Annotated in this window: 20 protein-coding genes; 17 read left to right on the top strand and 3 right to left on the bottom strand. The window is 63.8% G+C overall.

Annotated elements, in window-relative coordinates; translation table 11 throughout:
* The first annotated feature begins 108 nt into the window (after positions 1-108).
* Positions 109-780, top strand: a complete 672-nt coding sequence (gene can, locus O0882_RS07030) for a carbonate dehydratase (RefSeq protein WP_289946423.1) — start codon at positions 109-111, stop codon at positions 778-780.
* Positions 781-801: 21 nt separating this feature from the next.
* On the opposite strand, the gene O0882_RS07025 is transcribed toward can, so the two are convergent.
* Entirely contained in the window at positions 802-1,287 is a 486-nt protein-coding gene (locus O0882_RS07025; protein WP_289946420.1) for a sel1 repeat family protein, read from the bottom strand.
* Positions 1,288-1,501: 214 nt separating this feature from the next.
* Here O0882_RS07025 and O0882_RS07020 point away from each other — a divergent pair, with 214 nt between their 5' ends.
* The 4 genes from O0882_RS07020 (at position 1,502) to O0882_RS07005 (ending at position 5,274) form a co-directional block, all read left to right on the top strand.
* The gene (locus O0882_RS07020; protein WP_289946872.1) at positions 1,502-2,392 is read left to right on the top strand and encodes a TauD/TfdA family dioxygenase; all 891 of its coding nucleotides are present in this window, start codon (positions 1,502-1,504) and stop codon (positions 2,390-2,392) included.
* A gap of 209 nt (positions 2,393-2,601) precedes the next feature.
* Positions 2,602-3,558, top strand: a complete 957-nt coding sequence (locus tag O0882_RS07015) for an ABC transporter substrate-binding protein (RefSeq protein ID WP_289946871.1) — start codon at positions 2,602-2,604, stop codon at positions 3,556-3,558.
* Position 3,559: 1 nt separating this feature from the next.
* The gene (locus O0882_RS07010) at positions 3,560-4,405 is read left to right on the top strand and encodes an ABC transporter ATP-binding protein (RefSeq protein WP_289946418.1); all 846 of its coding nucleotides are present in this window, start codon (positions 3,560-3,562) and stop codon (positions 4,403-4,405) included.
* On the top strand, positions 4,402-5,274 hold the full coding sequence (locus O0882_RS07005; protein WP_289946417.1) for an ABC transporter permease: 873 nt from the start codon (positions 4,402-4,404) through the stop codon (positions 5,272-5,274). The genes O0882_RS07010 and O0882_RS07005 overlap by 4 nt, the downstream gene beginning before the upstream one ends.
* Before the next feature lie 14 nt (positions 5,275-5,288).
* Here O0882_RS07005 and O0882_RS07000 read toward each other — a convergent pair whose 3' ends face one another.
* Complete coding sequence (locus O0882_RS07000; protein ID WP_289946415.1) at positions 5,289-6,176, bottom strand: HTH-type transcriptional regulator ArgP; 888 nt, start codon at positions 6,174-6,176, stop codon at positions 5,289-5,291.
* A 144-nt stretch (positions 6,177-6,320) separates the two neighbouring features.
* On the opposite strand from O0882_RS07000, the gene O0882_RS06995 reads away from it, so the two are divergent.
* The 5 genes from O0882_RS06995 to O0882_RS06975 all read left to right on the top strand — a co-directional run bounded on the left by O0882_RS06995 (position 6,321) and on the right by O0882_RS06975 (position 12,781).
* The gene (locus O0882_RS06995) at positions 6,321-8,750 is read left to right on the top strand and encodes a PBP1A family penicillin-binding protein (protein WP_289946413.1); all 2,430 of its coding nucleotides are present in this window, start codon (positions 6,321-6,323) and stop codon (positions 8,748-8,750) included.
* Positions 8,751-8,754: 4 nt separating this feature from the next.
* Entirely contained in the window at positions 8,755-9,378 is a 624-nt protein-coding gene (locus O0882_RS06990) for a trimeric intracellular cation channel family protein (RefSeq protein WP_289946411.1), read from the top strand.
* A gap of 106 nt (positions 9,379-9,484) precedes the next feature.
* Positions 9,485-11,377, top strand: coding sequence for a beta-propeller domain-containing protein (locus tag O0882_RS06985; RefSeq protein WP_289946410.1), 1,893 nt, complete (start codon positions 9,485-9,487; stop codon positions 11,375-11,377).
* Between the two features lie 49 nt (positions 11,378-11,426).
* On the top strand, positions 11,427-11,984 hold the full coding sequence (locus tag O0882_RS06980) for a sigma-70 family RNA polymerase sigma factor (protein ID WP_289946408.1): 558 nt from the start codon (positions 11,427-11,429) through the stop codon (positions 11,982-11,984).
* Complete coding sequence (locus tag O0882_RS06975) at positions 11,981-12,781, top strand: hypothetical protein (protein ID WP_289946406.1); 801 nt, start codon at positions 11,981-11,983, stop codon at positions 12,779-12,781. The genes O0882_RS06980 and O0882_RS06975 overlap by 4 nt, the downstream gene beginning before the upstream one ends.
* Positions 12,782-12,787: 6 nt before the next feature.
* Here the strand turns inward: O0882_RS06975 and O0882_RS06970 are convergent, their stop codons facing one another.
* Positions 12,788-13,933, bottom strand: a complete 1,146-nt coding sequence (locus O0882_RS06970) for an MFS transporter (protein ID WP_289946403.1) — start codon at positions 13,931-13,933, stop codon at positions 12,788-12,790.
* Positions 13,934-14,218: 285 nt separating this feature from the next.
* Here O0882_RS06970 and O0882_RS06965 point away from each other — a divergent pair, with 285 nt between their 5' ends.
* The 7 genes from O0882_RS06965 to O0882_RS06935 all read left to right on the top strand — a co-directional run bounded on the left by O0882_RS06965 (position 14,219) and on the right by O0882_RS06935 (position 22,572).
* Positions 14,219-14,986 carry a gamma-glutamyl-gamma-aminobutyrate hydrolase family protein gene (locus O0882_RS06965; protein WP_289946400.1) on the top strand — a complete coding sequence of 256 codons (768 nt, stop codon included), beginning with the start codon at positions 14,219-14,221 and terminating at the stop codon, positions 14,984-14,986.
* Between the two features lie 78 nt (positions 14,987-15,064).
* Positions 15,065-16,435, top strand: coding sequence for a glutamine synthetase family protein (locus O0882_RS06960; protein WP_289946398.1), 1,371 nt, complete (start codon positions 15,065-15,067; stop codon positions 16,433-16,435).
* A gap of 80 nt (positions 16,436-16,515) precedes the next feature.
* Entirely contained in the window at positions 16,516-17,907 is a 1,392-nt protein-coding gene (locus O0882_RS06955; protein WP_289946870.1) for an aspartate aminotransferase family protein, read from the top strand.
* Positions 17,908-18,120: 213 nt separating this feature from the next.
* The gene (gene potA / locus O0882_RS06950; protein WP_289946396.1) at positions 18,121-19,269 is read left to right on the top strand and encodes a polyamine ABC transporter ATP-binding protein; all 1,149 of its coding nucleotides are present in this window, start codon (positions 18,121-18,123) and stop codon (positions 19,267-19,269) included.
* Positions 19,270-19,276: 7 nt separating this feature from the next.
* Positions 19,277-20,206 carry an ABC transporter permease subunit gene (locus O0882_RS06945; RefSeq protein ID WP_289946394.1) on the top strand — a complete coding sequence of 310 codons (930 nt, stop codon included), beginning with the start codon at positions 19,277-19,279 and terminating at the stop codon, positions 20,204-20,206.
* Entirely contained in the window at positions 20,203-21,054 is an 852-nt protein-coding gene (locus O0882_RS06940; RefSeq protein ID WP_289946391.1) for an ABC transporter permease subunit, read from the top strand. The genes O0882_RS06945 and O0882_RS06940 overlap by 4 nt, the downstream gene beginning before the upstream one ends.
* Before the next feature lie 30 nt (positions 21,055-21,084).
* Complete coding sequence (locus O0882_RS06935) at positions 21,085-22,572, top strand: aldehyde dehydrogenase (protein ID WP_289946389.1); 1,488 nt, start codon at positions 21,085-21,087, stop codon at positions 22,570-22,572.
* The last annotated feature ends 27 nt before the right edge of the window (positions 22,573-22,599 follow it).

The raw sequence follows: 22,599 nt of genomic DNA, 5'->3' as shown, positions 1-22,599 counted from the left end.
TGAAACATCCCGGCGTTTTTTTCACTACGACTGAGCCATGTGCGCACATCGCCGGCCTATGGGCGCGATCTGCCGCCAATGCAGTCGTACTTACACAATGGGAGCGATATGACCGAACCGAAAAATGGTATGGCCCTGGCGGAACTGCTGCAGCGTAACCGCCGCTGGGCCGACTCGATGGTGGCGAAAGACCCGAACTTCTTCAAGAACCTGGAAGCGCAAACGTCGCCCGAATACCTGTGGATCGGCTGCTCCGACAGCCGCGTGCCCGCCAACGAACTGCTGGGCATGGCGCCTGGCGACGTGTTTGTGCACCGGAATATTGCCAACGTGGTCGTGCATTCCGACCTCAATTGCCTGTCCGTTCTGCAATTTGCCGTGGACGTGCTGAAAGTCAAACATGTCATCATCGTCGGCCATTATGGCTGCAAGGGCGTGCATGCGGCCATGACGGGCACGCGCATCGGCCTGGTCGACAATTGGTTGCGCCACGTGCAGGACGTGGGCCAGAAGCACGAACGCTACCTGGGCGACGTGCTGACGAGCCGCCAGCGCGGCGATCGCCTGTGCGAACTGAACGTGGTCGAGCAGGTCTTGAACGTGTGCCAGACCACCGTCGTGCAAGATGCGTGGGAACGGGGCCAGGAACTCAGCGTCCATGGCTGGGTCTATGGCTTGAAGGATGGCTTGCTGAACGACCTGGAAGTGACCGTCACGGCCGGCCACGAACTGGCGCCGCGCATGGCGACCCGCCTGGCCCGCTACGAAGCAACGGCGTAAACAAGCAATGCTGGCGCGGTGCTAAGGTGCCGCGCGCTCCAGGCGGCCCAGATAATCGGCCGCCTCCGGCACACCTTCTTGCGCCGCCCGGCGCAGCCAGGTCTTGGCCTGGGCAATATCCTGCGGCGTGCCCCGGCCCTCGGCCAGCGCCACGCCATAGTGGTAGCGCGCCAGCCGCGCATAGGCCGCGTCATCATTCGTATGCGCACCGCGCCGCATCAGCGCCGTCGCCTGCTCCAGGTCTTTAGGCACGCCGATGCCGGTTTCATACAGTTGGGCCAGCCAAATCATCGAATACACATCGTTCCAGCGCCGGATGCAATCTTCAAAGATGGCGACGGCGGCCGCATGGTCGCCCGTCTTGTCGGCCGCATAGCCGTACAAGCACTTGATGCGCTTGTCGCTGTGCACATAGGCTTTGTAGCTGAGATCACTTTCACCCTGGCTATCCTGCGCATGGGTGGGAATGGGGAACAGCAAGGCGAACAAGAGGGCGAGAATGGGCATGGCGTTCCTGTGTAGGCGTTGAAAATTGATAGTCAAGCAAGTTGTGTGCTAGCACCACTCCCGGGCACGGCCGATAACTGCTGTGCCATTGCGTGACAGTGGCCTGTGGCAGCCTGGCGCAACGCGCTGCGCATATCCATATCAGAAATGCTTCGTTTGCAGGACGGGCGAGCGGGCATACAGTGGACTTCCCTTGTTCACTGATGAAGCCATCATGTCGGCCGTCCTGAAACCCAAGTACTCCACCAGCCATTTCCGTATCGAGACGTTCGATGCGCCGCTCGGCGCGCAAGTGCTGGGACTGGATCTGGCGCAGCCGCTGTCGCTGGGCGACTTCCAGCGCCTGCACCACGCCCACCTCGACCATCACGTGCTGGTGTTCCGCGAGCAGCACATCACGCCGCAGCAGCAGGTCGATTTCAGCCGCCGCTTCGGCCCGCTGCAAATTCACGTGCTGCGCCAGTTCCAGCTGCCCACGCAGCCGGAAGTGCTGATCATCTCGAACATCGTCGAGGATGGCCAGCCCATCGGCCTGGGCGATGCGGGCCATTTCTGGCATTCCGATTTGTCGTACAAGGAAGTGCCCAGCCTCGGTTCCATGTTGCACGCGCAAGAGTTGCCGGACGAGGGCGGCGATACCGTGTTTGCGAACATGCACCTGGCCTGGGAAAGCTTGCCGGCAGCGCTGCGCCACGCCGTGCGCGGCGCCCGTGCCGAACACAGTTACCTGAGCCAGTATGAGGAATTGCGCCGCCGCAATCCCTGGCGCCCCGCACTGACGCAGGCGCAGATCGATGAAGTCAGCCCCGTCACGCATCCCGTCGTGCGCGTGCATCCGGAAACGGGACGCCGTGCCCTGTTTGTCAGCGAACATTTCACCACGCGTATCGTCGGCTTGCCCGAGGATGAAAGCCGCGCCCTGCTCGACGAATTGTTCGTGCACAGCGTGCGCCCCGAGCATGTATATGTGCACCGCTGGCAGCCGCACGACCTGGTGTTCTGGGACAACCGTTCGCTGATGCACCTGGCGACGGGGTGTCCGCCCGAGCAGCGCCGCAAACTCTATCGCACTACCATCGAAGGCGATGCGCCTTACAACACCTAACATAACCTACTGCGCGTCGCGATTTGCGGCCTCTGATGCTCACTGTGCATTCGCACAGTTCCGCTTCTCAGCCACAACTCGTTGCCGCTCGCTACGGTTCTGTTAGGTGCGGTTTCTGATTTTTTCCTGTAAGCCTGACCCAAGGAGTGTCCATGTTGCCGATCTTGACCTTTTCCCGCCACCTGCTCGCCGCCATTGCCGTGCTGTGCATGGCCATGCCCATGGCCCGGGCCGAAGGCCAGATCCGCATCGCCGGCCAGCATGGCATCACTTTTCTGTTGCTCAATATTGCGCAGGAACAAAAGCTGATCGAAAAGCATGCCAAGCAGCAGGGCGTCGACGTGAAGGTCGAGTGGATCACCCTGTCCGGCGGCCCCGCCATCAACGACGCCTTGTTGTCGGGCAATATCGACATTGCCGGTGCCGGCCTGGGGCCGCTGTTGACCATATGGGACCGCACGAAAGGCCGGCAGAACGTGCGCGGCGTGGCTTCCCTGGGCAACTTCCCCTACTACCTGGTCAGCAACAATCCCAAGGTGAAAACCCTGGCGGACTTGACGGACAAGGACCGTATCGCCTTGCCGGCCGTGTCCGTCTCCGTGCAGGCGCGCATCCTGCAAATGGCCGTGGCAAAACAGTGGGGCGACAAGGAATTTGCCCGCCTGGATAAAATCACGCAAACCCTGCCGCACCCGGATGCGGCCGCCGCCATCATCGCCGGCGGCACGGAGTTGAGCGGCCACTTCGGCAATTCACCGTTCCAGGAACAGGAACTGGCGCAAAACCCGAACGCCCACGTCATCCTCAATTCCTACGACGTGCAAGGCGGGCCCAGCTCGTCGACCCTGCTGTATGCGACGGAAAAATACCGCAAGGACAATCCCAAGACGTACCGCGCCTTCATCGCCGCCCTGGCGGAAGCGGCGCAGTATGCGAGCAGCAACCCGCAAGGCGCGGCCGACATCTATATCAAGGTCAACAAGAGCAAGGTGGACCGCAATCTGCTGTTGAAAATCTTTGCCAACCCGCAAGTGCAATTCAAGATCGCGCCGCAAAACACCCATGGCCTGGCGCAACTCCTGCACCGCGTGAGCGCCATCCGCAATCTGCCCGACAGCTGGCGCGATTATTTTTTTGACGACCCTGCCATCACGCAAGGAGGCTGACATGAACGCACCCGCTTTTCACCTGGTCCGTCCTCCCGTTGCGCTACAGCCGCTCCTCAGCGTCAAGCATGTCAGCCTGGAGTACCGCACGGAGCAGCGCACCGTGCGCGCCACGCACGACGTCAGTTTCGACGTGTTCCGCGGCGACCGTTTTGTCTTGCTGGGGCCATCGGGCTGCGGCAAGTCGTCCTTGCTGAAAGCCGTGGCCGGCTTCATCGCGCCGCGCACTGGCAGCATCGCCATGCACGGCCAGCCGATTCATCAACCGGGGCCGGACCGTGTCGTCGTGTTCCAGGAATTCGACCAGTTGCCGCCGTGGAAAACGGTGCTGGAAAACGTCATGTTCCCCTTGCTGGCCAGCAAGCGTCTCGACAAGCAGGCGGCCCGCGAGCGCGCCCATCACTGGATCGCCAAGGTGGGCCTGGCCGGCTTCGAGGATGCCCACCCGCATACCTTGTCGGGCGGCATGAAGCAGCGCGTGGCCATCGCGCGCGCCCTGGCCATGCAGCCGGAAGTGCTGCTGATGGACGAGCCCTTCGCCGCGCTCGACGCCTTGACGCGGCGCAAGATGCAGGAAGAGCTGAGCCGCTTGTGGGAAGAGTTGCGTTTTACCCTCGTGTTCGTCACGCATTCGATCGAGGAAGCCTTGGTCGTGGGCAACCGCATCCTGCTGCTGTCGCCCCATCCGGGCAGGGTGCGCGCCGAACTCAACAGCCATCAGTTCGGCTTGCACAGCGCCGGCAGCGCGGAATTCCAGGCCGCCAGCAGCCGCATCCACGGTCTGTTGTTCGATGAAGAAACAACGGCGGCCCCGCAGGCAGCCAGCGCGCAGCGGGAGGCCGTATGAACGTGTTGCTGGAGCCGCCCATTCGCCAGGAATTCGTGTATGCGGCACCGCAGCCGGCCGGCGTCACCGTCGAGCAGCCACTGTCGCGCTGGCAGCGCTGGAGCCAGCACGCGCTGTGGCGCAAGGCCTTGATTTTGCTCAGCCTGGCCCTGCTGTGGGAAGGCGCGGCGCGCTGGACGCAGAACGATTTATTGTTGCCCAGTTTTCTGCAGACGGCGCAGGCGTTTATCGGCGGCATCGCCAGCGGTGAATTGCTGACGCGCACGGCCGCCTCCCTGATCGTCTTGCTGCAAGGCTATGCGGTGGGCGTGCTGGCCGCCTTCGTGCTGACCTTGCTGGCCGTGTCCAGCCGCCTCGGGCGCGACCTGCTGGAAACCCTGACGGCCATGTTGAATCCCTTGCCGGCGATTGCCCTGCTGCCGCTGGCCCTGCTGTGGTTCGGCCTGGGCCGCGCCAGTCTGATCTTTGTCATCGTCCATTCCGTGATGTGGCCGCTGGCCCTGAACACCTATGCGGGCTTCCAGGGCGTGCCGGAAACCCTGCGCATGGCGGGCCGCAACTATGGCTTGAACGGCTTGCGCCTGGTGCTGCACATCCTCGTGCCGGGCGCCTTGCCCTCCATCGTCTCGGGCCTGAAAATCGGCTGGGCGTTTGCCTGGCGCACCCTGATCGCGGCCGAACTGGTGTTCGGCACGACATCGGGACAGGGCGGCCTGGGCTGGTACATTTTCCAGAATCGCAATGAGCTGTACACGGACAAGGTATTTGCCGGCCTGGCGGCCGTCATCGTCATCGGTTTAATCGTGGAAAACATCGGCTTTCGCAGCCTGGAGCGCGTCACCTTGAAACGCTGGGGCATGCAGCGGTAGTTATCTCACCATAATTATTTCAAGATCTTGCGCGCCGCCGCGATGATTTGCCGCGACAGCTGCTCCATGCGCGGCGACTGCACTTTCCACGTGTGCCAGTACAGGACCACGTCGGCCGGGGTCTTGGGTGTGAGCATTTCCACCAGCGCGCCATCCGTGTTCGCCTTGAGCAGCAACTCCGGCACCATGCCGTAGCCGAGGCCATAACGGATGGCGTTGAAGTGCGAGGTGGCGCCCGGCACGTAATGGCAGGGGTAAGCGCCCTCGGGCAGCCCCAGCGCCTCTTGCAGGTACGACGACTGCAGGGTGTCCTTGCGCGTGTAGGCGACCACGGGCGCCATGCGCGCCGCCTTGCGCGTCAGGCCGTGCGCGAACCACTGCTGGCGGAACGCGGGCGTGGCCACCAGCCAGTAGCGCATCACGCCCAGCGGTTCGGCCGTGCAGCCGCGCATGGGCTTGGCTTCCGTGCTGATGCAGCCGATGGCCATGCCCGTTTCCAGCAAGGTGTAGGTATGGTCCTGGTCTTCCACGGTCAGGTCCAGCAGCACGCGCTCGCGTATCAGCACTTCCGACAGGGCGGGGAAGAACCAGGTGCCCATCGAGTCGGCGTTCAGCGCCAGCACCAGGGTCAGCGGGGCGTCCTGCTGCACCGCCAGCTCCGCCTGCAAGTCCGCTTCCAGCAGCTTGGCCCGCTTCAAATACTGCATCAGGCGCTGGCCCATGCGCGTGGCGCGCGCGGGGCGGCTGCGCACGATCAAGGCATTGCCCAGCTGGCTTTCCAGCGCCCGCACGCGCTGCGAAATGGCCGGCGACGTCAGGTGCAGCCGCAGCGCCGCCTGCTCGAAGCTGCCCGTTTCGACGACGGCGCGGAACGCTTCCGTGTGCTTGGGATTGAGATCCATGGTGCGCGCCTAACATAAGAAAAATTTATCAATACTAAATAATACTTACTTTTGATAAGGATAGGTGTGTTGCAGTGCACAATGTCTCTTTGATGGAGTGCCGCGCGCCAGCGCGCGGCCTCCTGGCAGCAAGGAAATACCACCATGGAAGCACAAGCGAACGACAGCACCACCCGCAAGCCGCCATCAAAGCTGGCGCGCAATCTGAAATTCGGCCTGGGACTGACCCTGGGCCTGGGCTTGTCCGTAGCCCTGGCGGGCGGCTGGTGGCTGCGCCAGGCATGGCAGGACTTGCCGGCCGTCGAGCACCTGGCCCAGTACAAGCCCGCGCTGCCGCTGCGCATTTTTTCCAGCGAAGGCGAGCTGCTGGCCGAATACGGCGAAGAGCGCCGCGAATTCCTGCCGCTGAAGGAGATCCCGCTGCGCATGCGCCAGGCCTTGCTGGCCATCGAGGATGCGCGCTTTTATGAACACGGCGCCGTCGACTTTTATGGCTTGACGCGCGCCACCTTGGCCAACATCGTCACGGGCCACCACGTACAGGGTGCCAGCACCATCACCATGCAGGTGGCGCGCGACTTTTTCCTGTCGCGCGAAAAGACGGTGCAGCGCAAGCTGACGGAGATGCTGCTCGCCTACAAGCTGGAACAGCACTACGGCAAGGACAAGTTGCTGGAACTGTACATGAACCAGATTTACCTGGGCGAGCGCTCCTACGGCTTCTCCGCCGCCTCGAACATTTATTTTGACAAACCGTTGGCCGAGGTCAGCATCGCGGAAGCGGCCATGCTGGCAGGCTTGCCGAAAGCGCCGTCGGCCTACAACCCCGTCGCCAATCCGCAGCGCGCCACCGTGCGCCAGCACTACATCCTGCAGCGCATGCGCGAACTGGGCTACATCACGCCGGCCGAATACGACGCGGCCGTGGCGGAAAAACTGGCCCTGAACAAGGATCGCAACAGCTCCGTGCACGCGGCCGCGTATGCGGTCGAGGAAGCGCGTCAATTGATCTTGCAAAGCTATCCCGAAGGCGCCTACAGCATGGGCCTGGACGTGACGACCACCATCCGCATGGCGCCGCAAATCGCGGCCGACAAGTCGCTGCGCGATGGCTTATTGAACGCGCAGGCGCGGCGCGGCTACCGTGGCCCGGAAGCGCGCCTGGCCCCCTCCGCAGATAGCGTGGCGCGCCAGCTGGCCGCCTATCCGGACAGCGGAGAATTGCGCGCCGCGCTGGTGCGCAAGGTCGAGACGAGCGGCAAGCGCCAGCTGACGGCGCAGCTGCGCAATGGCGACGACATCGTGCTGACGGCATCGGACGCGCGCCTGGGCGGCAAGCTGCAGTGGGATGGCAAGCGCGCCATCGTCGAGGGCAGCGTGATCCGCGTGGTGCACGACGCGGCGAAAAAGCGCTGGCTGGTGAGCCAGCTGCCCGAGATGGAAGGTGCGCTCATTTCCGTCGAGGCGCACAGCGGCGAAATCGTCGCCATGGCCGGCGGCTTCGATTTTTACCGCAACCACTACAACCACGCCATGCAGGCCTACCGCCAGCCCGGTTCCAGCTTCAAGCCCTTCGTGTATTCGGCGGCGCTGGAAAAGGGCTATTTTCCCGGTACGGCCGTGGACGATACGCAGCGTTTGCTGCTGCCGCAGGAAACGGGCGCGCGGCAGTGGCGTCCGCGCAATTACGGCAACAACTATGAAGGTTTCATCAGCGTGCGGCGTGGCCTCGTGCGCTCGAAAAACCTGGTGGCCGTCAGCCTGATGCAGGCGGCCGGTCCCGGCTACGTGCAGCACTACGCCACGCGCTTCGGCTTCGAGGGCGCGCGCAATCCCGTCTCCCTGCCGCTGGCGCTGGGTGCGGGCGCCGTCACGCCGCTGCAACTGGCACAATCGTATGCGGTCTTCGCCAACGGCGGCATGCAGATGCCGCCAAAGCTGATCAAGCAAGTGCGCAGCCGCAGCGGAGAAGTGCTGTTCAGCGATGCGGCGCCACGCGCCAAGGGTGCGCCGGCACGGGGCACGCAAGTCATCTCCACGCGCAATGCCTACGTCATGGACAGCATGCTGCGCGACGTCGTCAAGAGCGGCACGGGACGCGGCGCGCAGGCGCTGGGGCGCGGCGACGCGGCCGGCAAGACGGGCACCTCGAACAACGCCTACGACGCCTGGTTCGCCGGCTATTCCTCGGGCCTGGTGTCCGTCGTCTGGCTCGGCTACGACCAGCCCAAGAGCCTGGGCAATGCCACAGGGGGGACGTTGGCGCTGCCCGTCTGGCGCGACTACATGCAGGTGGCCGTGCAGGGCCGCCGCGAACAGGTATTGGCCGAGCCGCCCGGCCTGGCGCTGCTCGATGGCGATTATGTGTATGCCGAATACCTGGCCGGCGACTGTCTGAAGGATAACTTTGCCTTTATCCACAGCAGTATCAGCTGCGGCAGCGGTGATGCGGACACGCGCATGGCGCACGGTGACGCTGGCGATGGCGGCTCCAGCACGGGTACGAACGAGGCGCGCACCTTGAGCGAAGCGCGCGAACGCGAACAAATTCTCAAATCATTTTCGGAAGAGTAATAGCATGCTGTTATATACGATTTACCTGGTGGCGATTGTCGCCGAAGCGATGTCCGGCGCCATCATGGGCATGCGGCGCGGCATGGATTTGTTCGGCATCTGCATGATCGGCACCGTCACGGCGCTCGGCGGCGGCACCGTGCGCGACGTGCTGCTGGGGCACTATCCGCTGGGCTGGATCGCGCATCCCGAGTACCTGCTGTTTACCATCGGCGCGGCCGTCGTCACGGCCTTTGTCGCGCGCTACCTGCACCATCTGCGCGCCATCTTCTTGCTGGTCGACGGCCTGGGCCTGGTGGCGTTTTGCGTGATCGGCTGCGACATCGCCATGTCGGCCAAGATGCATCCGGCCATCGTCGTGCTGGCGGGGATGATCACGGGCGTCTTCGGCGGCCTGCTGCGCGATATCCTGTGCAACCAGATTCCCCTCGTGCTGCAGCGCGAAGTGTACGCCACCGTGGCCCTGTTCACGGGCGCCCTGTATGTCGGCTTGCTGCACTTCAAGGTCGACAGCTCCGTGGCGCAGCTGTCGTCCATCGGTGCCGGTTTCCTGTTCCGCTTCCTGGCCCTGCATTTCGAGTGGCGCCTGCCGAATTTCAACGGCGACCGCATACGGGGTTTTGAGTAAGGCGGCAGTTGTGTGACTACTGCGTGAATATTTTCACGCGCCTTAACCCCTTTTTCTGCGCCGCTGCGTTTCATGTTGGACACCCCAGCCAACCGGAGAAGAAGCGATGCCCAGCGCCCTTAAAATTACATTGATGCTGTCCCTGCTGCTGTCGGCAGGCAGCCATGCCGCCGACACGGCGCCAAGGAAAACCCTGGCGCCGTTCGCCAGCGAGCAGGCCTTGAGCAGCTACCTGCAGCAACTGCAGGCGCGCCAGGCGGCACTGCAGAAGGAGCAGCAGAAACTGCAGCGCGCCACCGCGCAGTCCATGTCGGCGCTGCCGGCCCCTCCCGCGCCGATGGTGGCCAAGGCTGCGCCAGCAGCATCGGCGGAAGCGGCGGAATCGGTCACCAATGTGCAGACGGCGGGCGTGGACGAAGGCGGCATCGTCAAGCTGCATGGCAAGCACCTGGTGATGCTCAGGCGTGGCAAGCTGTTCACCGTGCAGGTGGGGGGCAATGCCTTGCAGCCGGTGTCCTCGCTCGATGCGTATGCGCCGGGCAGCGACCCGTCGGGCAGCTGGTATGACGAGATGCTGATCGACGGCGATACGCTGGTGGTGATCGGCTACAGCTACAGCCGTGGCGGCACGGAAATCGGCCTGTTCGACATCGATGCGGATGGCAAACTGGCCTACCGCTCGACCTACCATTTGCGCTCCAACGATTATTACTCGTCGCGCAATTACGCCAGCCGCCTGATCGGCAGCAAACTGGTGTTCTATTCGCCCCTGTCGCTGAACTTGCGCCGGGGCGATCCGTTTGGCGGCTTTCCCGCGCTGCGCCGCTGGCGGCCCGACGCCGTGCCGTCCGATTTCAAGCGCATCGCCCCTGCCACGCGCATCTACCGCACCGATGAAGAGCCTGAACCGGGCTTTGGTCTGACCCTGCACACGGTCACCGTGTGCGACCTGGCGCAGCGCGACATGCGTTGCGAAGCGACCGCCGTGATGGGGCCGCAGGGCCGCGTGTTTTATGTGTCGGGCGAATCCGTTTTCGTGTGGACTACGCGCCGGGGCAGCGACTCGGGCGTGTTCCGCATTCCGCTCGATGGTTCGGCGCCCAGCGCCCTGAAGGTGGCGGGCGCTCCCGTCGACCAGTTCTCGTTCCTGGAAAGCGCTGACGGCCACCTGAACGTGCTGCTGCGCGCCGAAGGCCAGGGCGACGCGATGTGGGATGGCACGCGCGGGCGCGGCGACATGGCCCTGCTGCGCGTGCCATTGACGTCGTTTTCCGATGGCCGCGACAGTGCGCCCGCGAGCAGCTACCAGGCGTTGCCCGGTGGTGGCGGTTACGGTCTGCAGAACCGCTATGTGGGGCCGTATCTGTTGTACGGCAATCCGGGCAATCCCGGACGCCGCAAGGCGGATCAGGCATGGCCGCGCCAGCCCCTGTATGCCGTGCGCTGGGCTGATGCGGGCAGCGTGCAAGCCTTGTCCCTGCCGCACGGCGTGGAGCGCATCGAAGCGCTGGGCAATGACGCCGTGGTGATCGGCGCGCAGGGCAAGGATCTGCACTTCAGCAGCATCCGCCTGGGGACGCAGGCGGCGATTGCCACGCGCTACATCCGCGCCGATGCGGCGCAGGGCGAGTCGCGCAGCCACGGCTTTTTCTACAAGCCGCACACGGCCAGCGAGGGCATGATCGGCCTGCCCATCCTGGGCGCGGACGAGCGGCCAGGATCAAGCCGGCCGGCCGCCTCCGTCCTGTACCTGCGCAACAGTGGTTTGACATTGACGGAACTGGGGGCGCTGGCCGCGCGGCCGGTCCAATTATCAGCGGCGGACGATGGTTGCCGCGCATCCTGCGTGGACTGGTATGGCAATGCGCGGCCCCTGTTCCTGCAGGGCCGGGTCTTCGCCCTGCTCGGCTATGAAGTGGTGGAAGGGGCGCTCAAGGATGGACAGATCCGTGAAGTACGCCGCATCAGCTATGCGCCCATTGCGCCGACTGTACGCTGAAGGAGTAGGGGAATTGTCGCTGCCGCGCAGTTCGGCTACACTGCTTCGCATGCCCGACACATTACTCACTGCCACGGATGAAGAACTGATGCTGCGCTACAGCGCCGGCGACCTGCCGTCGTTTCGCGAATTGTACCGGCGCCATAGCCAGGGCCTGTACCGCTTCGTGGCATGGCGTGCGCCGCGCCGCGCGTGGGTCGACGAGATCGTGCAGGATGCGTGGGCCAGCCTGCATGCGGCGCGCACGGGCTACCAGCCGCAGGCGGCGTTTCGCACCTATCTGTACCAGATCGCGCGCAACCGCCTGATCGATCTCCTGCGCCAGCGGGAAGGGCAGGAACAAGGGGAAGCAGGCGAGCTGGCCGACGAGGGCGCATCGCCGCCGCAGTCGCTGGAGCAGAAACAGCAGCATGCGCTGCTGCATGCGGCCATCGCGGCGCTGCCGGCCGAGCAAAAGGAAGCGCTGGTGCTGCAGCAGTTCAGCGGCATGAGCATCCTCGAGATCGCCGTGGTGACGGGGGCGGAAGCGGAAACCGTCAAGAGCCGGCTGCGCTACGCCATGCAGAAGTTGCGCGCGGGCTTGGACAGCGCGGGAGGACAGGCATGAATACGCACGATCAAGATCACGACGAACCGAATGACGAGGAATTGAAGGCACTGCTGGCCAGCCTGCCGCAGCCCGCGCCTTCCAGCGCGCTCGATGCCGCCATTCTGGCCGACGCGGAAAAAGCCTTGCACCAGCCGGCAGCGGCCAACGACAGCGCCGATGGCGTGCTGCGCACTTTGCCCGTCAAGAAGGCGCCCGACTACCTGCAGCGCTGGCGCATTCCGCTGGGATTGGCGGCGGCCGTGCTGCTGACGGTCAACCTGATCGGCGTGGACTGGTTCGGCTCGAAGCCGGCGCAATTTCCCGTGGTCGGGGAACCGGTCACGCAGGAGGTGATGCAGGCAGCCACACCGGTCATTGCACCGGCCGCCGCACCTGAGACTGAGTTTGCGCCACTACCGCCAGCACCGCGCGCCATGGCCAAGGCCGCACCGAGGTCGCCGGCGCAAGCCGAGCCGGCGCCAGCATCCGTACCCGCGCCAGCGCCTCCGGCCCCGCCACCTCCCCCGGCAATGCGGGAGGCGATGGAGCAGCAAGCCGCCATGCAGGCCGAATCGAGCCTGCGGCGTCAGGCACCGGTGCAGCGCGCGCTGGCCATGCCCGCTCCCATCGCAGCAAAGTCGGCGCCGTTGCCGCCGCCGGCAAAGCTTGACGCTTCCGTGTGGCTGGTGAAGATCGACGCCCTGCTCAAGGCGGGCGAAGCGGCGTTGGCGCAGGAGGAATGGGCCGCGTTCCGGCAAGCCTATCCCGACTATCCGGTGGCCGAGGAGCTGCGGCAGCGGCTGGAGAAAAAGTAAAAAACGCTAGACGATCCCCTTCCTGCGTTCCCACACGGCGCTGCCCACGAAAATGGCGCAGCACACCCACATCACGGCCGGCAGGGCGTTCACGCCTACCGATTGCATCAGCACGCCCGTCAGCAGGGGACCGCCGCCGCTGGTCACGCCCCAGGTGGCGTTGACGATGGCGCTGGCGCTGGTCAGCGACAGGCCCGTAAAGCGTTCGCCGCAGGCCACCAGCGCCAGCATGTAGATGCCGCCCGCCGCCGCGCCCAGCAACAGCAGCAAGGTCCACCACAGCCACGGCGTGCCGACGGCAAATGGCAGCAGCGGCAGCAGCAGGCAGACGGCCACGCCGCAGGCCGCGTGCACTTTGGCGCGGCCGAAGCGGTCGGCCATCCATCCCAGCGCGAATTGCAGGCCCGTGTCGCCCACCAGCACCACGGTGGCCGACAGCAGGGCCAGGTCCGTGCTGATGCCGTGCTCCATCGCATACAGGGGCAGGAGGCTCAATGCCAGGGTGTCGAACAGGGCAAAGAAGGCGGCGCCCAGCACGATCATCGGCATGCGCGGCAGGATCAAGGTCCACTTCACACCGTGTTCTTCCGGCTCCCTTTCCGGGCCGCTGTTCGAGATCAGCATCAGGCCCGGCACTGCCAGCAAAAACAGCAGGCCGCAGGCGGCGAAGCTCCAGCTGATCTTGTCGTTGAACAGCGCCACGAGGGCCGGGCCGATGAGCTGGAAGAAGGTAAAACTGGTGGTGTACATGGCCACCACGCGCCCGCGCGAATTGTCGGGCGCCAGGCGGTTCACCCACGCCTCGCCGATGGTGAACAGCACGCCCATGGCGCCGCCAAACAGGAAACGCAGCACGCTCCACGCCAGCAGATGATCGGTGAACTGCATGGCGATCGTCGCCAGTGACGCCACCCACACCGCGCCCAGCATGGTGGCGCGCGCGCCGAAGCGCCCCACCCAGCGCGAGACGAATGGCGAAGCGGCCAGGATGCCGAGCGCGCTGACGGCCGTGATCATGCCGATGATGTCCGTGCCCACGCCGCGCTGGTGCAGGGTCAAGGCGGTGAGCGGCATGGTCGCGCCCAGGCCCAGGCCGACCACGCCGATGCTGACCACGAGGGCAAAGAAGTCACGCCATGGCATGTGCTTCATGATTGCCCCCGCAGGGTGAAAAAGGAGTTTCGGCAGGCTGGAAAACGGTATGGGTGCATGGGAAAGTAAGGGGACTTTGCCGGTGGCGCTGGTGTTTGGCGCCGGACGGGCATATGATGATTTTAATAAAAGCTATATCGCAAAGTCGTAGTGTAGGCGATGTGTGCCGCCGCTGGCCACGCCCATCAGTGTGGTCGCCTCCACCGGCTCTGCTGTACAGTGTAGCGAGCGGCAGCGCTGTCATGGCGCTGTCATTGGATCGTCACGCCAGCGAGGTAGCACTCTATGCGCCGTCCCATCGTTCTCGTCCCCGCCTGCCAGCGCCAACTCGGCAGCCACGCCTGGCACATGGCGCAGGATAAATACCTGCACGCCGTGCTGCGCGGCGCCGGCTGCATGCCGCTGCTGTTGCCCGCGCTGGGCCTGGACGCCGACCTGCACGCGGCACTGCAGGTCGCCGATGGCGTCATGCTGACCGGTTCCGCCTCGAACGTCGACGCTCGCCTGTATGGCGAAGCAATTCTCCACCCCGACCTGCCGCAAGACCCTGCGCGCGACGCCACCACCTTGCCCCTGATCCGCGCCGCGCTGGCGCGCCAGCTGCCCTTGCTCGCCATCTGCCGCGGCTTCCAGGAAGTCAACGTGGCCCTGGGCGGCAGCCTGCACCAGGCCGTGCATGCGGTGCCGGGCATGATGGACCATCGCGAGAATGTGCTCGATCCCCTGGCGCGCCAGTACGCGCCCGCGCATCGCATCAAGTTGATGCCGGACGGCCTGCTGTCACGGCTGCTGGGCGGCGAGAGCGAAATGATGGTCAATTCCCTGCATGGCCAGGGCATCGCCCGGCTGGCTGATGGCTTGCTGGTGGACGCCCTGGCCGACGACGGCCTTGTGGAAGCCTATACGGTGGCCAGCGCCACCGGTTTTACGCTGGCCGTGCAATGGCACCCGGAATGGCAGGTGGAAGACAATCCGCAGTCGATGCGGTTGTTCGGCGCCTTTGGCCAGGCTTGCTGCGATTACCAGGAACAGCAGCACAGAAAAAAAGAATGACAGGACGGGATGACAGGCGCGCCGCCCGCAGTACGCGGCGCTTGATCAGGAAAAGCGCAAGACCAGCGAGAGGGAAACATGGCAATACGCGAAAATTTCACCTATACGGATATGGATTTGTGGCTCAATGAAAAGCGCGTCACGGAAATTGAATGCCTGGTGCCCGACTTGACGGGCGTGGCGCGCGGGAAGATCCTGCCGCGCGGGAAATTCACCCAGGAGCGCGGCATGCGCATCCCGGAAGCGGTGCTGGGCATGACGGTGACGGGCAATTACCCGGTCGACGATGGCGGCTATGACCGCGCCATTTCCAGCACCGACCGCGACATGATCTTGAAGGCCGATCCCACCACGATCACCATGGTGCCATGGGCTACCGATCCCACCGCGCAGGTGATCCACGACTGCTATTTTTCCGATGGAATGCTGGTCGATTTTGCGCCAAGATCCGTGTTGCGGCGCGTGCTGAAACTGTATGCGGACAAGGGCTGGAAGCCCGTGGTGGCGCCGGAGCTGGAGTTCTACCTGACGGCGAAAAACACGGATCCCGACTTGCCGCTGAAGCCGCCCATCGGGCGCAGCGGCCGGGCCGAAACGAGCCGCCAGGTGTACAGCATCGACGCCGTCAACGAATTCGACCCGCTGTTCGAGGATATCTACGATTACTGCGAACTGATGAACCTCGACGTCGACACTTTGATCCACGAAATCGGCGCAGGGCAGATGGAAATCAACTTCCTGCACGGCGACCCGCTGGGCCTGGCCGACAAGGTCTTCTTCTTCAAGCGCACCCTGCGTGAAGCGGCTTTGAAGCACGATATGTACGCCACCTTCATGGCCAAGCCCATGGCCGGCGAACCAGGGTCCGCCATGCATGTGCACCAGAGCGTCGTCGACGCGAAGACGGGCCTGAACATCTTCAGCAACGACGACGGTTCGGCCGCGCCCATCTTCAAGCATTACATCGCGGGGCTGCAGCGCTATATGCCGTCGGCCATGGCCATCGTCGCGCCCTACGTGAATTCCTACCGCCGCATCGTGCGCCATACGGCCGCACCGATCAATATCCAATGGGGACTGGACAACCGCACGGTGGGTTTCCGCGTGCCCGAGTCGGGCGTGCAGGACCGCCGCGTGGAGAACCGCATCATCGGCGCCGACGCGAACCCGTACCTGGCGCTGGCCGTGACCCTGGCCTGCGGCTATCTGGGCATGACTGAGCAGCTGGAAGCGACGCCGATGATGGTGGGCAGCGCCTACGACATGAAGTTCGAACTGCCGCAAGGCTTGCCCGAAGCCCTGCAACTGCTGCGTGCGGAAGACAAGCTGCGCACGGTGCTGGGCGAGCGCTTCATCGACGTGTATGCGGCCATCAAGGACCTGGAGCACCAGGAATTCATGACGGTCATCAGTCCGTGGGAGCGCGAACACCTGTTATTACACGTTTAAAAGGAACACGCATGAGCACAACCAACAATCCGCTGGCGCCGAGCGCCGCTTTTGTATCTTCCGTGGCGCAGAAAAACGCGATGCCGCAGGTGTACGATACAAACGCCATCCAGAAAATGGATACGGCCCACTACCTGCACCCGTTCACCGATTTCCAGGACCTGGCATCGAAAGGCGCCAGGGTGATCGTGCGCGGCGATGGCGTCTACCTGTGGGATAGCCAGGGCAAGAAGATCGTCGACGGTATGTCGGGCCTGTGGTGCGTCAACGTGGGCTATGGACGCACCTCGATCTCGCAAGCCGTGTACCGGCAAATGGAGACGCTGCCGTTCTATAACAGCTTCTTTGGCACGACCAACGTGCCGGCCGCGCAACTGGCGGCCAAGCTGGCGCAAATATCGCCGCCGCAGTTCCAGCACGTGTTCTTCACCAGTTCCGGCTCCGAAGGCAACGACACGAATTTGCGCATGGTGCGCCGCTACTGGGACATCCTCGGCTACCAGGAGCGCCACACCATCATCAGCCGCCACAACGCGTATCACGGCAGCACGGTGGCGGGGGCGTCCCTGGGTGGCATGGATGGCATGCATGCGCAGGGCGGCTTGCCGATACCGGGCATCGCGCATATCGGCCAGCCCAATTACCTGGAATCGGGCCACGGATTGAGTCCCGAGGAATTCGGTGTAAAAGCGGCCGGCTGGCTGGAAGAAAAAATCCTCGAGATCGGCGCCGACAAGGTGGCCGCCTTCATCGGCGAACCGGTGCAGGGCGCCGGCGGCGTGATCATCCCACCAAGCACCTACTGGCCAGAAATCCAGCGCATCTGCGACAAGTACGGCATTTTGCTGATCGCCGATGAAGTCATCTGCGGTTTCGGCCGCCTGGGGCGCTGGTTCGGCTCCGAGCTGTTCGGCATCAAGCCCGACCTGATCACCTTTGCCAAGGGCGTCACTTCGGGCTATGTGCCCCTGGGCGGGGTGCTGGTGGGGGATCGGGTGGCCAAGGTGCTGATCGAGCAGGGCGGCGAATTCACGCATGGCTTTACCTATTCGGGTCATCCTGTCGCTTGTGCGGCCGCGCTGGAAAACATCCGCATCATCGAGGAAGAACAGCTGGTGGCCAAGGTGGCCGAGGATACGGGGCCGTACCTGAAACAGTGCTTCGCCAGCCTGGGCGAGCATCCGCTGGTCGGCTATGCGGACAGCTGCGGCCTGGTCGCGGGCCTGAACCTGGTGCGCAAGAAGGGCGCCACCGTGCATGAGAATGAGTTGTTCGAGGAGGGCCAGGGCGTGGGCATGATCTGCCGCGGCCACATGTTCGACAATGGCGTCATCATGCGCGCCGTGGGCGAACGCATGATCGTCGCCCCACCGCTGGTGATGACGCGCGCGCAGATCGATGAAATGGTGGGCCTGATACGCGTGTGCCTGGACAAGACGTATGCGGATGTGAAAGCGAAGGGCTGGGTGTAGGTTCTGGCTGAACCCAAACGCAAGGGCTGGGGTCGTACCCTCAGGGTACGACCCCGGGGTTTGCTCTGGGGGTGGTGTCAGTTTTTCACCCAAATAGACGCTAACTCAAGTTTTTTTGGACCAGAATCGCGGCAGTTCCGCTAAACTTCCATCCTGGCCGCTCTTGTAGTGGCCAGTTTTTCATTTTGAGACCCTCTTACCCAAAGCACCCACATGACGATAGCAACACCAGCCGCGTCGGCCAGCGACGCCCCAGCGCCTTTCTTGCTGATTGATCAGCTGGTCAAGGAATTCGATGGCGTGCGCGCCGTCAATGATATTTCCGTGACGATCAACCAGGGCGAGATCTTCGCCCTGCTGGGCAGTTCAGGTTGCGGCAAGTCGACCCTGCTGCGCATGCTGGCCGGCTTCGAGACGCCGACATCGGGCCGCATCGCCCTGGCGGGCAACAGCATCGTCGATGTGCCGCCGCACCAGCGTCCCATCAACATGATGTTCCAGTCGTATGCGCTGTTCCCGCACCTGTCCGTGTGGGACAACATCGCCTTCGGTCTGCGCCGCGACGGCTTGCCGAAAGCGGAAGTGGCGTCGCGGGTCGAGCAGATGCTGGCGCTGGTGCAGCTGGGTCAGTACGCGAAGCGCAAGCCGCACCAGTTGTCGGGTGGGCAGCAGCAGCGCGTGGCGCTGGCGCGCAGCCTGGCCAAGCGGCCGCAATTGCTGCTGCTCGACGAGCCGCTGGGCGCGCTGGATAAAAAACTGCGCGAACGCACGCAGATGGAGCTGGTCAACATCATCGAGCAGGTGGGCGTCACCTGCGTGATGGTCACGCATGACCAGGATGAAGCGATGAGCATGGCCACGCGCATCGCCGTCATGAGCGAAGGGCGCATCCTGCAAGTGGGCGCGCCGGGCGAAATCTACGAGACGCCGAACTGCCGCTTCGTCGCCGATTTCATCGGCAGCGTCAACCTGTTCGACGGGCGCATCACGGAAGACGAGCCCGATCACGTGGTGATCGCCACGCCCGATGGCGAGCACTATGTCGCGCATGGCATCACGGGTAATCTGGGCATGGATGTTTCGGTGGCCGTGCGCCCCGAAAAAATCGGCATCCAGATCGAGCCACCGACATTGGAAGAGCGCGCGTCGCCAGCGGAACATGGCTACAACTGCGCCCAGGGCGTGATCGTCGCCATGGCGTATTTTGGCAATGAAACCAGCTACCATGTGCGCCTCGACAGCGGCACGGTGGTGAAAGTCTCGCGCACCAACGCGGCCCGCCACGACGCCGCGCGCCTGGAGCGCGAACAGCGCGTGTGGGTCTGGTGGGATGGCGCCGACATCGTCGTGCTGACCAGCTGAGGCCATCATGACGTCCCTTCTGCAATCGCTGCGCAGCCTGGTCACGCTGCGTTGGGTCACCGGGCGCAACGCCGTCATCGCCGTGCCGTCACTGTTCCTCGCGGCCGCCTTTTTGGTTCCCTTCCTGATCGTGCTGCGCATCAGCCTGTCCGACATGGACACGGCGGGCAGCCCGTTCGGCGGCTTGCTGTCGTACGTCGACGGCATCGTTGTGCTGAAGGTCAAAATTGCCAACTACCTGTTTATCGCCGCCGATGAACTGTATCTGCTCACCTACCTCAGTTCCATCAAGTATGCGGCCATCACCACGGCCATCTGTCTGTTCATCGGCTACCCGTTCGCCTATTTCATGGCGCGCGCCAAACCGTCGATCCGGCCCGTGCTGATGATGCTGGTGATGCTGCCGTTCTGGACCTCGTTCCTGCTGCGCGTGTATGCGTGGAAGGGCATCCTGGCCAACCACGGCTTGCTCAACGACCTGCTGCTCGTGCTGGGCATCGTGCAGGAACCGCTGCACATGATGAATACCTCATTCTCGCTGGTGGTCGGCATGGTGTACGCCTACCTGCCGTTCATGATCCTGCCTCTGTATGCGAATCTGGTGAAAATGGACATGCGCTACCTGGAAGCGGCGGCCGACCTGGGCGCCACGCCCTTGCAGGCGTTCTGGCGCATCACGGTGCCGCTGTCGAAATCGGGCATCATCGCCGGCGCCATGCTGGTGTTCATCCCGTCCGTGGGCGAATACGTGATTCCCGAGCTGCTGGGCGGACCGGAAACGTTGATGATCGGCCGCGTGCTGTGGGATGAATATTTCACGAATAACGACTGGGCCATGGCTTCGTCCGTGACGGTGCTGGTGGTCTTGCTGATCCTCGTGCCGATGGCCATTTTTAACAAATACAAGACGGACCAGGACGCGGAGGAGCGCACATGAACGGACGTAATTTCCTGCAGCGCTGGTTCGGGCGCGGCTGGCTCTCGCTGGGCTATCTGTTCCTGTACCTGCCCATCATCGTGCTGATCGTCTTCTCGTTCAACAGCTCGCGCCAGGACATGGTGTGGAGCGGCTTTTCACTGCGCTGGTACAGCGAGTTGATGAACGATACGCAGATCATCTCGGGCTTCGGCCTGTCATTGAAAATCGCCTTCATGTCGGCCACCTCGTCCGTCATCCTGGGCACGTTTGCCGCCTTTGCGCTGACCAATTACCAGCGCTTCCGCGGCCGCACCCTGTTTTCATCCATGGTCAGCGCGCCGCTGGTGATGCCGGAAGTGATCATCGGCCTGTCCCTGCTGCTGATGCTGGTGTCCATGCAAAAGGTCTTCGGTTTCCCCGAGCGGGGCGTGCTGACGATGTGGTTCGGTCACACCCTGCTGGGCATGGCGTATGCGGCCGTGGTGGTGCAGTCGCGCCTGCAGGAGATGAGTAAATCGTTGGCCGAAGCGGCGATGGACCTGGGTTGCCGCGCGCATCAGGTGTTCTTTCTCGTGACCCTGCCGAACATCACGCAGGCGCTGGCCTCAGCCTGGTTGCTGACGTTCACCCTGTCGCTCGACGACGTGGTGCTGTCGGCCTTTTTGTCCGGCCCCGGTTCGACGACGATGCCGCTGGTGATCTTCTCGCGCGCGCGCCTGGGGCTCGATCCGCGTGTGAATGCCATCGCCGCGCTGACGATTCTGGTGGTGACGCTCGCCGTCATCGTGTATGCCGTGCTGCTGGCGCGCGCCGACCGGCAGCGCCGCAAGCAACTGTCTGCGGCCTATTTGGCAGACCAGGAGTAAGCTGCTCTTACACTGACACAGGAGATGACCATGACGGAAAACACCAGCTGGCATGCACGGGCCGCAGCGCTCGCGATCGATGGACGCGCCTTCATCAACGGCGAGCGGGTCGCGGCCAGGTCCGGCCAGACTTTCGACAATCTGTCGCCCATCGATGGGCGTCTGCTGGGGCAGGTGGCCCGCTGCGATGGCGCCGACGTGGACGCGGCCGTGCAGGCCGCGCGCGCCGCCTTCGATGACCGCCGCTGGGCAGGCAAGTCGCCCGCGCAGCGCAAGCGGATATTGATCAAGTTCGCCGACCTGGTGCAGAAATACGGTCCCGAGCTGGCCCTGCTGGAAACGCTGGACATGGGTAAACCGATCAAGTACAGCCAGAGCGTGGACGTGGGCGCCACGGCCAATTGCCTGCGCTGGTATGGCGAGGCGATCGACAAGGTCTACGATGAAATCGCGCCGACCCCGGCCAACAGCCTGGCCCTGATCACGCGCGAACCGGTGGGTGTCGTCGCCGCCATCGTGCCGTGGAATTACCCGATGATCATGGCCGCCTGGAAGATCGCGCCCGCCCTCGCAGCCGGCAACAGCGTGATATTGAAACCGTCCGAAAAATCACCGCTGACGGCGCTGCGCCTGGCCGACATCGCGCTGGAGGCGGGCGTACCGGCGGGTGTCTTCAACGTGCTGCCAGGTTACGGCAATGAAGCCGGCGCCGCGCTGGCGCTGCACATGGATGTCGATTGCATCGGCTTTACGGGTTCCACGCGCACGGGCAAGTTGATCGTGCAGATGGCGGGCCAGTCGAATTTAAAACGGGCATGGACGGAACTGGGCGGCAAGTCCGCCAACATCGTTTGCGCCGATTGCCCGGACCTGGACAAGGCCGTGGCAGCCGCCGTCGGGTCCATCTTCTTCAACCAGGGCGAAAGCTGCAACGCACCATCGCGCCTGTTCGTGGAAGAATCGATCAAGGAAGAATTTGTCACCAAGGCGCTGGCCATGCTGCCCCGCTTCCAGCCGGGCGACCCGCTCGATGAAGCCACCGTCATGGGCGCGATTGTCGACGCCACGCAGATGAACACGGTGATGGGCTATATCGCGGCCGGCAAGAACGAAGGCGCGCAGCTGCTCGGTGGCGGCGAGGCCGTGCGCCTTGAGACGGGTGGCTATTACGTGCAGCCGACCATCTTCGGCGTGGATACCGGCATGACGATCGCGCGCGAAGAGATCTTCGGCCCCGTCTTGTCGGTGCTGGGCTTTACGGATATCGCCGACGCCATCCAACAGGCCAACGCCACGCCGTACGGCTTGCAGGCGGCCGTGTGGACCTCCGACATCAGCAAGGCGATCCAGACGGCGCGCGCCCTGCGCGCCGGTACCGTGCACGTCAACCAGTACGACGGCGACGACATCACCGTGCCGTTCGGCGGCTACAAGCAATCGGGCAACGGGCGCGACAAGTCATTGCACGCACTGGACAAGTACACGGAATTGAAGACGACTTGGATACAGGTGGGGTAAATACAGATAACCCAAAACGAAGGGCTG

Source organism: Janthinobacterium sp. SUN073, from assembly GCF_030397665.1.
Taxonomy (GTDB): Bacteria; Pseudomonadota; Gammaproteobacteria; order Burkholderiales; family Burkholderiaceae_D; genus Janthinobacterium.
Note: the sequence above shows the minus strand (reverse complement) of the source record. Positions and strands in the feature narration are given on the sequence as shown.